This window comes from Bartonella sp. AC130YNZD, assembly GCF_042196865.1.
Classification (GTDB): Bacteria; Pseudomonadota; Alphaproteobacteria; order Rhizobiales; family Rhizobiaceae; genus Bartonella.
Genome location: NZ_JBHIQZ010000012.1, coordinates 1 through 13843, shown reverse-complemented (window position 1 = coordinate 13843; position 13843 = coordinate 1). Strand labels below are relative to the sequence as shown.

Genomic DNA, 13843 nt, shown 5'->3' with positions numbered 1-13843 from the left:
ATCTTTTTTACTGAAAAATGCTATTTTCTATTTGAGATGAGCTATAATTTCCTCATTTTTAACTTATTTTATAAAAAAGAAATCAATAAAACTTTCTATTTATAAACTAAGGTTATTGCTTCTCTTAAGTCCCACAATAAATATCCAAAAAGATTTAAATTATTTAGCATCAAGTGGTTCCACTCCTTCTGGAGAACCTTCTTCTGAAAGCTGGATTTTTTCAACTTTAGCTTCAGCAACTCTTAAGAGTTTTTCACAATGCTTTTTAAGCGCTTCACCGCGTTCATAAATATCAATGGATTGTTCCAAAGGCACATCGCCACGTTCCAAATTTTCGACAATAACTTCAAGTTGCTTAAGCGCTTGCTCAAAGCTTAAGGTCGTAATATCCCCCTCTTGTATCTCTTTTTTCATATGAACCTCAAAAAATATCTGTTCTGGATATACGAACTCCAAAACCTTCCAAACCTACATAATGATGCTCTTTAGAAGCATAAACAATAACAGAGCCTATTCCTAAATATTTTAAAATTTGTGATCCTAAACCAATTTTGCGCCATTCTTCTTCGCGTTCAATCGCCTGCACATGGTTTTCTGAACTGTTTCTTGTCATTTTTTGAATACCAACAGTTGATTGTATAACAGATCCTTCACGCAAATAAATAAATACGCCACGTTTTTCTTTTTCCATCATACGCCGCATCATCACCATAATATCTGAAGTTTGACAAAAAACGTCACTTATAATGTTTTCATGATGTAAATGCACAGGAATATTCTCACCCTCACGGACATCACCAAAAACAATTGCAATATGCTGAACGACTTCCCAAGGGAGTTGATAACTTTGAACAATAGCGGGACCTACAGATGTTTCAATAGGCATTTCTCCAACATGCTTGATCAATATTTCCTTACGTTGGCGGTAAGCAATTAAATCTGCAACCGTTATAATATGCAACCGATGTTCTTGCGCAAATTTCATAATCTGATCGCCATGTTTAACGCTTCCATCATCATTAACTAACTCACCGATAACACCAACCGGCGGCAAATTAGCTAATTTACATAAATCAACAGCGGCCTCCGTGTGACCTGAACGCATGAGCACTCCCCCTTCATGCGCAATTAAAGGAAAAACATGCCCTGGACGAACAAAATCATCCGCACTTGCATTTGAATTCGCAAGATTACGTACAGCTAATGTACGGTCATGCGCTGAAATTCCTGTTGTTATGCCGTGTTTAAAATCAACAGTAACCGTAAATTGCGTCCCATGTGCAGAGTTATTATCTGGTACCATAGGAGAAAGATTAAACCGTTTTGCTTCTTTTTTTGGCATAGGTGTGCACACAATACCTGTTGTGTGACGAAGAATAAACGCCATCTTTTCTTCTGTACAATGCGCTGCAGCAACAGTTAAATCACCCTCATTTTCACGGTCATCATCATCTGTCACCACAACAATTTCACCGCGTTCAAAAGCTTTAAGTGCAGAAACAATTTTTTTTTCATCATACGCCATTGTTCACCTTTTCAATCACCCAACTTGACCGCGATGTCTTAGATAATGGTCAGCAATAGCACAAGCAACCATCGCTTCACCAACAGGAACCGCACGAATCCCAACACATGGATCATGACGTCCCTTTGTTATAACGTCTATATCATGACCATCAACATCAATGGAACGACGAGGTGTTAAAATTGATGAAGTAGGCTTTACAGCAAAACGTGCAACAATTGGCTGTCCACTCGATATTCCCCCTAAAATACCACCAGCATGATTGGATAAAAAAAGCGTTTTTCCATCATTTCCCATTCGCATTTCATCGGCATTTTCTTCTCCCCTCAAGCGGGCTGCCGCAAAACCATCACCAATTTCCACACCTTTTACCGCATTAATCGACATAAGTAACGAGGCAATATCTTGATCAAGCTTTGCGTAAATAGGGGCTCCTAAACCTGCCGGAACATTTTCTGCAACGATCTCAACAACCGCACCAACAGATGTCCCCTCTTTACGGAGTTTACTGATATAGTCACTAAAAATGTGAACCATCTCTGCATCAGCTGTAAAAAAAGGATTATTATCAACCTCTGACCAATCCCAACGATCACGATTAATATTATGAGGACCAATTGCTATCACTGCTCCTCGTACAATCAAACCAGGAACGATTTTACGAGCAAATGCACCTGCTGCAACACGTGCTGCCGTCTCCCGTGCCGAAGCACGTCCCCCGCCTCGAAAATCACGAATGCCATATTTAATATCATAAGTATAATCCGCATGTCCTGGACGATACTGATGAGCAATTGCTCCATAATCTTGAGAGCGTTGATCTGTGTTTCGAATCAACAGAGAAATTGGTGTACCTGTTGTCACCAATGTCGTTCCATCGTCTTGAACAACAACTCCTGAAAGGACCTCTACTTCATCTGGTTCTCGGCGCTGCGTTGTATATTTTGATTGTCCTGGCTTGCGTTTATCAAGATAAGCTTGAACTTCTGCAAGAGTAAAAATAATTCCAGGTGGACAACCATCAATGACACAACCAAGAGCAGCACCATGACTTTCACCCCATGTTGTTACACGAAACAAATGGCCAAATGTATTATGCGACATGAAAAAAGATCCATTTCTCTGTCAAATATATACAACGATAACGTATGTTGTGTGCTATACACAAGACAACTCTTTTCTCCCAAATACTCTTGGACACCTTAAATTTGGTCAAATTACTGCTGTCTAATAAAATCTTATAAACCAAACTTTATTCTTTAACGACAGAAATGTCTGGGGCATCAACTGCTTTCATACCTATGATATTATAACCCGAATCGACATGATGGACTTCACCGGTAACAGAACGAGACAAATCTGAAAGAAAATAAAGTGCAGAATCACCAACCTCTTCAATTGTTACCGTACGACGTAATGGAGCATTATATTCATTCCATTTTAAAATATAACGAAAATCACCAATACCAGAAGCCGCTAACGTTTTAATTGGTCCAGCAGATATAGCATTAACACGAATATTTTGGGGACCTAAATCTACCGCTAAATATTTCACGCTCGCTTCAAGAGCGGCTTTGGCAACCCCCATTACATTATAATTGGGAACAACCTTTTCTGCACCATAATAGGTTAGTGTCAAGATTGAACCACCATCTGGCATCAATTTTTCTGCACGCTTTGTTAGAGCTGTTAGGGAATAAACGGAAATATTCATGGTCATCATAAAATTTGATTCGCTGATATCAATATAACGACCACTTAATTCATCTTTATCAGAAAAACCAATAGCATGAACTAAAAAATCAAGTTTTCCCCATTTCTTCTCTATTTCTCTAAAGACCGTATCAATAGAGACACTGTCAGAAACATCACAATGTCCACAAACAAATCCCTTTAATTCTTCAGCCAAAGGCTCGACACGCTTTTTCATTGCTTCACCCTGATAGGTAAAAGCAAGCTCTGCCCCTGCGCTACTTGCCGCTTTAGCGATTCCCCAAGCGATGGAGCGATTATTGGCCAACCCCAAAATTAAACCACGCTTACCGTACAATAAACCATTACCCTTAGCCATCAGCACTGCCCCATTGTTACTTAAAATTAGTATTATTCACCTGCCTATGACACAGGTCAACTTTTTCTTCAAGCAATTGGTTTAAAATCAAACAAAAACTACGCTTTTATATATAAAATTTTTAAAATTAATCTTGTTGCATTTGCAAAAACTGTTCTAGTGCGGCGGCATTTTCATCTCCCGGCAACATAATGCGAACATGCACATAAAGATCATCTCTTGTACCATTTTTTAAACGAAGCCCTTTCCCTTTCAACCGTAAAACGCGATCAGAACTTGACCACGCAGGAATCGTTAAAACCACACGCCCCTCCAATGTCTCAACTTCTTCTTTTGCTCCCAAAACAGCATGTTTAAGAGAAACTGGTAAATCAAGATGGAGTGCTCTTCCTTCAACCCGAAAACGAGGATGTTTTTGAATCTGAATGGTTATTAACGCATCTCCTGCTTGCCCGTGAGGTACCTCTTCTCCCTGACCTTTTAAACGAATAGTCTGTCCGTCTTCAATATAATCTGGCAGTTTAATTTTTAACTTTTTTCCATTTGGAAAAACAGCTTCCACCTTTTCTGCGCCAACCATCTGCTCTAATGTTATGGCAAGATTAGCACAAACATGTGCTCCTTGTTGGGAACGGTTATAGTGTGTGGAATTCGAAAAGCTACCACCTCCTCCAAACAGATCCCGAAAAATATCACCCGCATCAAAACTTGCACCACCTGAAGAGGAAAAATCAAATCCCTTTGCTCTTCCTGAAAAGGGATTTTGTTTATTGCTAAAATTTTCACCAGCACCATAGGCTTGATAAAGCGGTTTTCCTTCCATATCAATTTCACCGCGGTCAAATTGTGCTTTTTTATCTTTATCACCTATAATTTCATAGGCTTGATTAATTTCAGCAAATTTCTCTTTAGCCTTTGTATCATCTTTATTATGGTCTGGATGATATTTCTTCGCTAATCTTCTAAATGCCGATTTAATCTCTTGCGATTTTGCGGTACGTGCCACACCCAGAATCGTGTAGGGATCACGCATATTGCCCTCTTTTCAATTTCTTCGTTTTCAAAATATCAACTGATACGTTGTTCAATATCCCTTATAGCTTCATCAGTCTATTCTAAAGAATAATTTCTTCTTTTCTCTTTATATGTCTATCAATAAACTAAAATACCAGATAAAATGAGACATTTATTTAATATAGCTCCTTGTAGTCTATGCTAAAGTAAAAATAATTAAACTACCATAAAAATACATGATATCATTGGCTTTTTGAAAATAAGAAAAAATAGTACTGTAACTTCTTGATGATAAAGTAAATGAGAAAATGCCTCACCCATGCTCACTGATATTTGGAGAAACTATGAGCACAAAAATACCAACAGATGATCATTTTATGAAAATGCAAAAACCTTTTGAACTTTTCGCAAAGTGGCTTGAAGAGGCAACGATAAGTGAAATAAATGATCCGAATGCTATGGCATTAGCAACAGTTGACGAAACAGGACTCCCTAATGTTCGTATGGTTCTCCTCAAAGACTACAGTCCCCAAGGATTCGTCTTCTATACCAATTATGAAAGCTGTAAAGGACAAGAAATTTTAAAATCAATGAAAGCATCCTTAGGTTTTCATTGGAAATCACTCCGTCGTCAAGTCAGAATTAGAGGAATCGTTGAAAAAGTAAGTCAACAGGAAGCCGATGCCTATTTCCAATCGCGACCACGTGGTAGTCGAATTGGTGCATGGGCCTCTAAACAATCTCAACCTTTAGACAATCGTTTTGTGCTCGAAAAAGCAATTGCTCAATATACTGCGCGTTATGCTCTAGGCAATATTCCACGACCACCTTATTGGTCTGGGTTTCGTGTTAAACCCCTTTCTATAGAGTTCTGGTGCGATCGCCCATTTCGTTTACATGATCGTTTGCTTTTTACACGGGATTGTGTTGAACACAGCGATTGGAAAAGACAAAAACTTTATCCCTAATCCTTCAAACTTCATCGTTATGAAGATTTTTTCTTCGCAACAATTAAACAAATATTTTTTATTCGAAAAATTCTAAAAGAAGATGATTTATTTTATTTAAATAGAAGAATTTTATTTTCACTGTAAAGGTTAATTGGTGATATTTTCTACTGTATTGCTTAAAAATAGATTAGCAACAAGCTTATTAAAAAAACATACTGTATTCAGTAGAAACTATGATTTTAGCTAACTTATTTTTAGACCGCAGGATAAAATATCATCCATATACCCCCACATACTAAACCAGCAAAAATCACAAAACCAATAAGCGAATTAGATTTGAAAAGCCTGAGGCATTGTGAACTATCATCTATATCAATGACTTTAATTTGAATAAACATATGGATGCTTGCCACAAAAATCCCCAAAAAACTAAGAACAGGAACTCCAGCTAAATAAAATGCTAGACTAACGAACATCACAAAACCACCATACAAAAATACTAAAGCACGCTTGGTTGCTTTACCAAAAAGAAGAGCCGTAGAACGGACACCAACAGTAACGTCATCTTCTTTATCTTGATGTGCGTAGATTGTGTCGTATCCTATGGTCCACAAAATTGATCCCACATAAAGCAAGATTGGTGCCCAGCTTAAACTTCCAAAGACAACAGCCCACCCCATTAATGCCCCCCAATTAAATGCAACGCCTAAAAAAAACTGCGGCCAATATGTTACGCGTTTCATAAAAGGATAAAATGCAACAGCTATCAATGACGAAATACCTAGAAAAAAACTAAACCTATTAAATTGTGATAAAACGACTAAACCAACAAAACATTGCACAAGGATAAAAACTCTCGCTTGAAACCGACTCACATGACCTGTTGGCAATGGGCGAGAACGTGTCCTTTCTACCTGAGCATCAATTTTATGGTCAATAAGATCATTCCAAGTACATCCTGCCCCTCGCATAGCAATAGATCCCAGAAAAAAAAGAAAAAGATACCAAACCCAATGAAGAAACATTGATAAAAGAGTATCGTAGTGCATGTTATAAGAGAAAAAAGCCATTGTTGTTGACCAAAAACAAGGCCACATCAACAATTGCCAACCGATAGGCCGATCCCAACGCGCCAATTGCGCATAAAACCATAAAGAACGGGGAAGGAAGCTGTAGACCCATTGTTTGGAAGATGCATCCATAACCCGTCCTTGGCTATCATAGGACTGAACATGCGCGATATTTTTATTTTTTTTCATCAAATGATTTACCTTTGGTCTTGCGATAGAGACATTTCATTCTTATGAGAAGGGGATGAGATTAATTATCTTTTATGAGAGGAGCAAGCAATGAATATTCTTCTTATTGGCTCAGGGGGACGAGAACATGCTTTAGCATGGAAAATAGCAGCATCACCACTGCTAACAAAGTTATATTGTGCTCCTGGAAATCCTGCAACAACAGAATTTGGTGAAAATATTAATTTGAACATTGATGACCATCCCCTTGTTATTGATTTTTGTAAGGCACATTCTATTGATCTTGTAATTGTAGGACCAGAAGCACCCTTGGTGGCGGGTATAACAGACTCTCTTAATAGCGCTAACATCTGTGTATTTGGTCCTACTCAAAAAGCTGCTCAACTAGAAGGTTCAAAAGCCTTTACAAAAGATTTATGTCGGAAGAATAACATTCCTACAGGAAGTTACCAATGCTTTAATGATGCCTCTAAAGCTAAAGCTTACATTCAGCAACAAGGTGTTCCCATTGTTATTAAAGCTGATGGCTTAGCAGCTGGCAAAGGTGTCGTGGTTGCAACAACTATGGAAGAAGCGTTTAACGCAGTTGATGCCTGCTTCAAAAGTACATTTGGAGATGCAGGAAACAAAATTGTTGTAGAATCTTTTCTTGAAGGTGAAGAAGCAAGCTTCTTCTGCCTTTGTGATGGTAAAGTTGTTCTTCCTTTTGGATCTGCTCAAGATCATAAACGTGTAGGTGATGGGGATACTGGAGCAAACACCGGTGGTATGGGTGCTTATTCACCAGCGCCCATCATGACCCAAGAAATAGTGAATCGTACTCTCAAAGAAATTGTTGAACCAGCTTTAAAAAGCATGAAAGAAATGGGTGCCCCCTTTAAAGGTATTCTCTTCGTCGGATTAATGATAACGCAAAAAGGACCCGAATTAATTGAATTTAACATACGATTCGGTGATCCTGAATGTCAAGTTTTAATGATGCGCCTCAAAGATGATATTTTGCCAATTTTTCTTGCTGCAGCTCAAGGAAAACTTGAAAATAAGCCTCTTCGGTGGTCTGAAAAAACAGCTCTCACCGTTGTTATGGCTGCTAATGGTTATCCAGACTCTCCCCAAAAAGGTACTGTTATCCGTAACGTTGATCAAGTAAACACTCTTCCCGATGTGAAAGTTTTTCAAGCTGGTACAGTGTTGCGTGATGGAGAACTCATTGCAAATGGTGGACGTGTACTCAATATAACAGCAACAGGAAAAACGATTACCCATGCACAAAAACGTGCTTATGAAGCTGTTGATTGTATTGATTGGCCAGAAGGTTTTGTTCGTCGAGATATCGGATGGAGAGCCGTTGCGCGAGAAAATTAAATCCTTTGAATATTCTTTTTTTACGATTTTCTTATTTTATATAAGAGCATGATACAAAAATTTTCTCACTGTTTTACGTTGACCATAATTTTGAAAAAATGAGTGTGCTTTCCTTTGAACAATCAAATATTGTAAATAGGATATCTACTCATGATAAAATAGGAAAATTTTCTGAATCTGAAGATGTAATATAAAATAATCATTTTACTGTTGTCTTTACTTTAAACGCATTTTCTCATCATTTTTATAAACACTTTCTTTCTTATAAAATCCTGAGGAAAAACGTATATACTATCATTTCTTTTATTTATCGCGTTTTTAGTGAAATTCCGCTTTTACGAAAAATGAAATGCCCAAAAAAGATAGTTATGTTATTCACATACAAATTCTTAAACAATATCTCTCATGCTTATCATTCCCATTTTACGACACTACCTGCAAATAGTATAAATCCATTCCGCCAGCTTTCTGGAATAAAAATAAAAACCTATACCATCATTGTATTTTCCAATTCTCAATATTACGATAACCCTTTCTATCTAAATGATTTTGATTATAAAAGAGAGATGAAATAAGAATATTCTGCAATATTCAAAGCTTTCATTCAACATGGAGAAATGATTTATAAAAAAATTCAAAAACACTTCCAGTAATCTTCTGGTGTTTTTAATAATGTGGCAAAAACCCAAAATTATACCGCAAAAAAACAGTTTCTATTGTTATGAAAACCGTTTTTACCTCTCTGAAAAAAGCGTTTTACATCATCGATTCCTGCTGCCAATGTATGTGTCAAAAAACTCTCATTTACAATCATTGACTTTCTCTTTGTTTTCAAGAACCAAAAGTCGCACCAAATCCCGTCTGTAAAGGTCTGAATTCTCATTAAGCGGGTTTCTCTTTCTTCCCACTCATATGCTGCACTTACACAAAGACCTACAAGCAAACTTAAGAATATTCGCCATATCTTCTAAAACACTTCATGTGTGAAGTTTACATGCCTTATGTTACCTCCCCAAACAACAATGTTTTACAGCACAACAAGATAAATGCTGACGGTCGTACAAAAATAAATGCATATTAATTTACTGGAGTGCAATTCGATTCGCAATCACCAAACGCAAGCCTAACGGATTGCTATAACGAAGTAAAAAATGCTTTTGTTTAGAATGTGCTGTTGTACCAAAAAATCGATGTAAATCAGAACGATCTTTTACAACCAGAATGCGATTATCTTCATTGATCATAAGCATGGGAAGGCCATAAGTATCCGCCCATAACCGCCAATCCAGAAGAACATTATTCAAATCTCTGGAAACCAAAAGCGGTATACAAGCTTCCTCATCAGCATGAAGTAATTCTAATGCAACAGCTCTTTCTCCTGAACGCGTTTTTACAGTACGTGCTGCAATTCCTCGAAAATGATAAGGGGGTATTAAATGCGATAAGCTTGAAGGCATATCTGTTTTAAAAGAAACACCACGCTCATTTAACGAACAAATAACCTGATTACCCGTTTTGGATGAAAAATATGTCGTCGTTTGTGGCAAATGGCACGGATCTAACCGAAATTCAAGCACCGCTTTTGCCTGATTAAAGCATTGATTAGCCATATACATTATCCCAATTTATCTTAAATAACATACACCCTTTAGCAGCTTTTTCTCATTGGATTATTAAAAGTTTGAATAAAAAACAACTGGTTTCTTTTTTGGTTATTAAAATCTAAACAAAAATGCATGATCACCATTCTTGAATTATAATACTTTTCCAGGATTCATTATCCCTAAAGGATCGAACGTTTTTTTAATCCCTTGCATAATATCCAATGCGACAGGCGATTTAAAAGAACGAAGTTCTTCGCGCTTAAGCTGACCAATTCCATGCTCAGCAGAAAATGCACCTCTATAGTCCACCACTAAACTATGAATGCGATGATTCATTGTTGACCATAACTGCAAGAACACTGTCGTATCAGCTCCTACAGGTTGTGTAATATTATAATGTAAATTTCCATCGCCCATGTGTCCAAAACAAATCACCCGTGCTCCTGGAGCAATATCCTCAACAATAAGCGCTGCCTCAGCAATAAAATCAGGAATAAAAGCAAGTGGGATTGCAATATCATGCTTAATGGACCCTCCTGCTAACTTTTGTGCTAATGATATACTTTCTCGTAATTGCCAAAAAAAATCTTGCTGTTTTAAAGATTGCGCAACAACTGCATCTTCTATCACCGCATTCTTTAAAGCTTCTTCTAAAATAGTACTCAATACCGATAACGCCTCATCATTGCCTTGCAACGATGAAATGTTCATTAATACATACCATTCATGTTTCCGCTGAAGAGGAGGCTTCTCACACATCTTATAATCTAAAGCCATTTGCAAACTGAGATTTCCCATGAGCTCAAAACCTGTCAACATCCCTCCTCCATATTCTTGAGCCAGAGATAAAAACTCTAAAGCCTTCGCCGGACTATACAATCCCACCAAAGCAACAGCTTTTCCTTTTATTTTTGGAAACATCTTCAAAACGGCTGCGGTTATAACACCCAATGTACCTTCTGCACCAATAAAAAGATCTTTTAAATCGTAACCGCTATTGTCTTTTTTAACAAAACGCAAATCATCTAAAATACGCCCATCCGGTAAAACAACTTCTAAACCAAGACAAAGATCACGCATATTGCCATAGGCTAAAACAGCTGTCCCTCCAGCATTCGACGAAAGATTTCCTCCTACTTGGCAAGAACCTTCAGATGCCAAAGAAAGAGGGAAAAAACGACCTGATTCATCCACTTTTTTCTGTAAATCCTGTAAAATAACACCAGCCTCTACAACAACAAAATTTCCCTCAAGATTTATAGCTCTAATCTTATTTAATCGCTCCATAGATAAAAGAACGCTCCCTCCTCTTTCATCTGGTTGTTGTCCCCCCACAAGCCCTGTATTTCCACCCTGTGGCACAATCGGTGTGCGCGTTTTGCTCGCTAACTGCATAATCGATGAGACTTCTGCGCAAGAAGATGGACGTAAAAGTAAAGGTGTTTTTCCATGAAAAAGCCCACGCTCTTCAAGCAAATACGGTGCAATCAACGCTTGATCTGTTATAGCATGCTTAGCACCAACAATTTCCCTAAACCCTTCAATTAATTCCTGCTCCATGTTCATTTCTCCTTTGGAGCCGCAGCCCGTATAAGACGATCATTGATAGCCTCCCCTAACCCGTATAATGGAATAGGTTCTACTGCGATACATCTCACTTTAAATGAATCTAATTCCTTCATATATTGAAATAAATGAGAGGCTGCCTCTTCTAACTTTCCATCTTCGCTAAGGTTTAAAATAGAAACGGCATTTTCAGCCCCCATAACACGCTTTGAACCAAATGCTAAAAGCGCTTCACCATTTTCCACCTTTTCTACATTCAAACGAACCGTGGCATTGGGAGCATAATGCGACTTTAACATCCCAGGAGCTTCAATCGCCGCCCTTTGATCTATCCGTTTCAAAGGCTTCCCCACAACTTCTGCAATTTCATCAGCCGCAAGCCCCCCTGGACGCAAAAGATAAATATTTTCACCACAAATTTTAATAATCGTTGATTCCAGCCCTATTTTAGCAGGTCCTCCGTCCAATATCAAAGGAACAGATTCCCCCAAAGATGCAAAAACAGCCTCAGCTGAAGTAGGGCTAAGACGCCCCGATTGATTCGCACTAGGAGCAGCAAGTGGGCGGCCAAAATGTTGTACCACTTCCGCAAAACGACTGTCTGGAAAACGAACAGCCAAGGTATTCAAACCAGAGGTTGTTAAAGGATGGATATTATGCTGTTCCTTTAAAGGCAAAACCAATGTCAAAGGCCCTGGCCAAAATTCCTCCATTAATTGGCGTGAAAGAAAGTCAATTTTAACATAACGTTCCGCCATTTCGATGCCGCTGACATGCGCAATAAGAGGATTAATTTGCGGACGACCCTTTGTAGAATAAATAGAAGAAATTGCCCTCCCATTGGTTGCATCGCCCGCTAATCCATAAACAGTTTCCGTTGGTAATGCTACTAACTTCCCTTGTTCAAGAAGCGCTATTGCCTCTCTTATCGAAGCACTATCGAGTGGTAGAATCGTCATGACACATCATTTCTATAACACTCTTTTAGTGATATTATGCTCTTTTTTATTCATATATCACATTGATTTATATGTTTTTTAAGTATGGGGTTCATAAATAAAGGTTAGGGAATAGGATTTTCCAATATTCTTCTACAAAACATATCTTATTCTGCTAACTTTCTCTAATAATTTTTTGAATTTTGCTAAGTTCTCTTGTGAAAAGCTATTGTTGAAACTCTTGACATAGACTTAACGTGCAGTACATTGTGCTACAATTGAATAGGGGATTTAGCAATGGGAAAAATTCAAGCCCGTATACCTGATCAAGTTCAAGAAATTGCAAGTGCAGTTATTAAGTCTACGGGTTTAACTGTATCGGATGCAGTACGCATGTTTATGACCCGCATTGCTAGAGATCGTACATTACCGCTTAGACCTTTCAACCAAATCCGGAAACATTACAAGCTATCGAGGATGTCGAAATGGGATGCGTCGAACGTACATCATTAGACAGCTTAAGGACCATGATACGCGAAGATAGAACTGAAATGCGTAAATTTGAAAAGAAAACCTAAGCTTGCTATATTGTCTATACGCGTTCATTCCGGTCTGACCTTAAACGTGAAAGCAAAGGTAGGTATGCTAATACACTAGAGAAGGATTTGCTACTTGTGGTCAAAGCGTTAGCAGAGAATGAACCGCTAAAAGCGCATTGGAGGGATCATGCGCTAACAGGTCAATGGCGCAATTGTCGTGATTGTCATATCAAGCCAGATTTAGTTTTGACCTATCAAAAGCCGAATACCAAAACACTTGAGCTCTTACGACTTGGTTTGCATTCTGAACTACGCTTATGATTGGATCTCCAATTCATAGTAAAAAGAATTTTTCGAAGTTTTTGCTTGTATGACAGTTTTTCTAATTCTTTGAGAACCACTGCTTCAAATGAGCGAAGATGTTGTCTATCGCATCCATGAGGCATGCAAAATCAAGGATAAGCAAAAAAAGAAAAAATGCTATCCACTTCATCAAGCGAGACATCATTTTCACGCTTTGATAGGTGATGATCATTTCTTGAAACATTTCTTTTTCTGCTTCTGTAAGCTCTGTGTGTTTTTTGGATTTTTTTCTAACCATGTTTCCACCCACACAAGCGTTGACCCTGCTTGTTATGCTTTAAGATCTCTCTTGCTAAGTTTGAGCTAATGGTGTTCAGATCTTGCCGGCTTAAATAAATAGGTAACCAACCAACACAAGAAGAAACATATTTATTTGTCGCACAACCAGTGTGTAATACGTTGATTTATAATGATAATCTAGCTCTGTTCATGTTGAATTAGACCCCCGAATAACGTAGGATTCTCTCATTTCAAATCTGTTTATCTTGAATCAATCAAAATCACTCATTTGCACATAACAAGTGGGATGAGTGTGTGGATCAAATTTATATAAGAAAGGAGTAAAAAATGGTTCTTATGAACCGTCTTAATGCAAGATCTGTCGCAACATTGGGGGCTGGCAAATATAATGATGGTGCCGGCTTGCTTC

14 protein-coding genes and 1 pseudogene are annotated in these 13843 nt (G+C 38.0%); 4 read left to right on the top strand and 11 right to left on the bottom strand.

Annotation, left to right across the window (positions count from 1 at the left end; genetic code table 11):
- Window positions 1-159: 159 nt before the first annotated feature.
- The 5 genes from ACFINU_RS06045 to ACFINU_RS06025 all read right to left on the bottom strand — a co-directional run bounded on the left by ACFINU_RS06045 (window position 160) and on the right by ACFINU_RS06025 (window position 4629).
- Window positions 160-414, bottom strand: a complete 255-nt coding sequence (locus ACFINU_RS06045; protein ID WP_375618413.1) for an exodeoxyribonuclease VII small subunit — start codon at window positions 412-414, stop codon at window positions 160-162.
- 7 nt (window positions 415-421) lie between these two features.
- On the bottom strand, window positions 422-1525 hold the full coding sequence (gene ribB / locus ACFINU_RS06040; RefSeq protein ID WP_375618414.1) for a 3,4-dihydroxy-2-butanone-4-phosphate synthase: 1104 nt from the start codon (window positions 1523-1525) through the stop codon (window positions 422-424).
- A 15-nt stretch (window positions 1526-1540) separates the two neighbouring features.
- Window positions 1541-2629, bottom strand: coding sequence for a chorismate synthase (gene aroC, locus ACFINU_RS06035; protein WP_375618415.1), 1089 nt, complete (start codon window positions 2627-2629; stop codon window positions 1541-1543).
- A 148-nt stretch (window positions 2630-2777) separates the two neighbouring features.
- Window positions 2778-3596, bottom strand: a complete 819-nt coding sequence (gene fabI, locus ACFINU_RS06030; RefSeq protein WP_273787904.1) for an enoyl-ACP reductase FabI — start codon at window positions 3594-3596, stop codon at window positions 2778-2780.
- A gap of 127 nt (window positions 3597-3723) precedes the next feature.
- A complete protein-coding gene (locus tag ACFINU_RS06025) occupies window positions 3724-4629 on the bottom strand; it encodes a DnaJ C-terminal domain-containing protein (RefSeq protein WP_375618416.1) in 906 nt (301 codons plus the stop codon).
- A 325-nt stretch (window positions 4630-4954) separates the two neighbouring features.
- Here ACFINU_RS06025 and pdxH point away from each other — a divergent pair, with 325 nt between their 5' ends.
- Complete coding sequence (gene pdxH / locus ACFINU_RS06020) at window positions 4955-5578, top strand: pyridoxamine 5'-phosphate oxidase (RefSeq protein WP_375611119.1); 624 nt, start codon at window positions 4955-4957, stop codon at window positions 5576-5578.
- A 236-nt stretch (window positions 5579-5814) separates the two neighbouring features.
- Here the strand turns inward: pdxH and ubiA are convergent, their stop codons facing one another.
- On the bottom strand, window positions 5815-6819 hold the full coding sequence (ubiA, locus tag ACFINU_RS06015; RefSeq protein ID WP_375618417.1) for a 4-hydroxybenzoate octaprenyltransferase: 1005 nt from the start codon (window positions 6817-6819) through the stop codon (window positions 5815-5817).
- A gap of 90 nt (window positions 6820-6909) precedes the next feature.
- Here ubiA and purD point away from each other — a divergent pair, with 90 nt between their 5' ends.
- On the top strand, window positions 6910-8184 hold the full coding sequence (gene purD, locus ACFINU_RS06010) for a phosphoribosylamine--glycine ligase (protein ID WP_375618418.1): 1275 nt from the start codon (window positions 6910-6912) through the stop codon (window positions 8182-8184).
- A gap of 691 nt (window positions 8185-8875) precedes the next feature.
- On the opposite strand, the gene ACFINU_RS06005 is transcribed toward purD, so the two are convergent.
- From ACFINU_RS06005 to ACFINU_RS05990, 4 genes are all read right to left on the bottom strand, one after another.
- Window positions 8876-8998: a hypothetical protein gene (locus tag ACFINU_RS06005; protein WP_375618419.1), complete on the bottom strand. Its 123-nt coding sequence runs from the start codon at window positions 8996-8998 to the stop codon at window positions 8876-8878.
- A 268-nt stretch (window positions 8999-9266) separates the two neighbouring features.
- A complete protein-coding gene (locus tag ACFINU_RS06000) occupies window positions 9267-9794 on the bottom strand; it encodes a DUF6101 family protein (protein WP_375618420.1) in 528 nt (175 codons plus the stop codon).
- A 144-nt stretch (window positions 9795-9938) separates the two neighbouring features.
- Entirely contained in the window at window positions 9939-11348 is a 1410-nt protein-coding gene (locus tag ACFINU_RS05995; protein ID WP_375618421.1) for an FAD-binding oxidoreductase, read from the bottom strand.
- A 2-nt stretch (window positions 11349-11350) separates the two neighbouring features.
- Window positions 11351-12313 carry an L-threonylcarbamoyladenylate synthase gene (locus ACFINU_RS05990; RefSeq protein WP_375618422.1) on the bottom strand — a complete coding sequence of 321 codons (963 nt, stop codon included), beginning with the start codon at window positions 12311-12313 and terminating at the stop codon, window positions 11351-11353.
- Window positions 12314-12589: 276 nt separating this feature from the next.
- Here ACFINU_RS05990 and ACFINU_RS05985 point away from each other — a divergent pair.
- A pseudogene (locus tag ACFINU_RS05985) lies at window positions 12590-12870 on the top strand (type II toxin-antitoxin system RelB/DinJ family antitoxin).
- Between the two features lie 9 nt (window positions 12871-12879).
- On the top strand, window positions 12880-13152 hold the full coding sequence (locus ACFINU_RS05980) for a type II toxin-antitoxin system YafQ family toxin (protein WP_375618425.1): 273 nt from the start codon (window positions 12880-12882) through the stop codon (window positions 13150-13152).
- 61 nt (window positions 13153-13213) lie between these two features.
- Here the strand turns inward: ACFINU_RS05980 and ACFINU_RS05975 are convergent, their stop codons facing one another.
- Window positions 13214-13432, bottom strand: a complete 219-nt coding sequence (locus tag ACFINU_RS05975; protein ID WP_375618423.1) for a hypothetical protein — start codon at window positions 13430-13432, stop codon at window positions 13214-13216.
- Window positions 13433-13843 lie beyond the last annotated feature (411 nt).

Bases quoted from the DNA above. Each gene is read 5' to 3' on its own strand.
- ACFINU_RS06045 (WP_375618413.1), bottom strand. From the start codon at position 414: ATGAAAAAAGAGATACAAGAGGGGGATATTACGACCTTAAGCTTTGAG.
- ribB (WP_375618414.1), bottom strand. From the start codon at position 1,525: ATGGCGTATGATGAAAAAAAAATTGTTTCTGCACTTAAAGCTTTTGAA.
- aroC (WP_375618415.1), bottom strand. From the start codon at position 2,629: ATGTCGCATAATACATTTGGCCATTTGTTTCGTGTAACAACATGGGGT.
- fabI (WP_273787904.1), bottom strand. From the start codon at position 3,596: ATGGCTAAGGGTAATGGTTTATTGTACGGTAAGCGTGGTTTAATTTTG.
- ACFINU_RS06025 (WP_375618416.1), bottom strand. From the start codon at position 4,629: ATGCGTGATCCCTACACGATTCTGGGTGTGGCACGTACCGCAAAATCG.
- pdxH (WP_375611119.1), top strand. From the start codon at position 4,955: ATGAGCACAAAAATACCAACAGATGATCATTTTATGAAAATGCAAAAA.
- ubiA (WP_375618417.1), bottom strand. From the start codon at position 6,819: ATGAAAAAAAATAAAAATATCGCGCATGTTCAGTCCTATGATAGCCAA.
- purD (WP_375618418.1), top strand. From the start codon at position 6,910: ATGAATATTCTTCTTATTGGCTCAGGGGGACGAGAACATGCTTTAGCA.
- ACFINU_RS06005 (WP_375618419.1), bottom strand. From the start codon at position 8,998: ATGATTGTAAATGAGAGTTTTTTGACACATACATTGGCAGCAGGAATC.
- ACFINU_RS06000 (WP_375618420.1), bottom strand. From the start codon at position 9,794: ATGGCTAATCAATGCTTTAATCAGGCAAAAGCGGTGCTTGAATTTCGG.
- ACFINU_RS05995 (WP_375618421.1), bottom strand. From the start codon at position 11,348: ATGGAGCAGGAATTAATTGAAGGGTTTAGGGAAATTGTTGGTGCTAAG.
- ACFINU_RS05990 (WP_375618422.1), bottom strand. From the start codon at position 12,313: ATGACGATTCTACCACTCGATAGTGCTTCGATAAGAGAGGCAATAGCG.
- ACFINU_RS05975 (WP_375618423.1), bottom strand. From the start codon at position 13,432: ATGGTTAGAAAAAAATCCAAAAAACACACAGAGCTTACAGAAGCAGAA.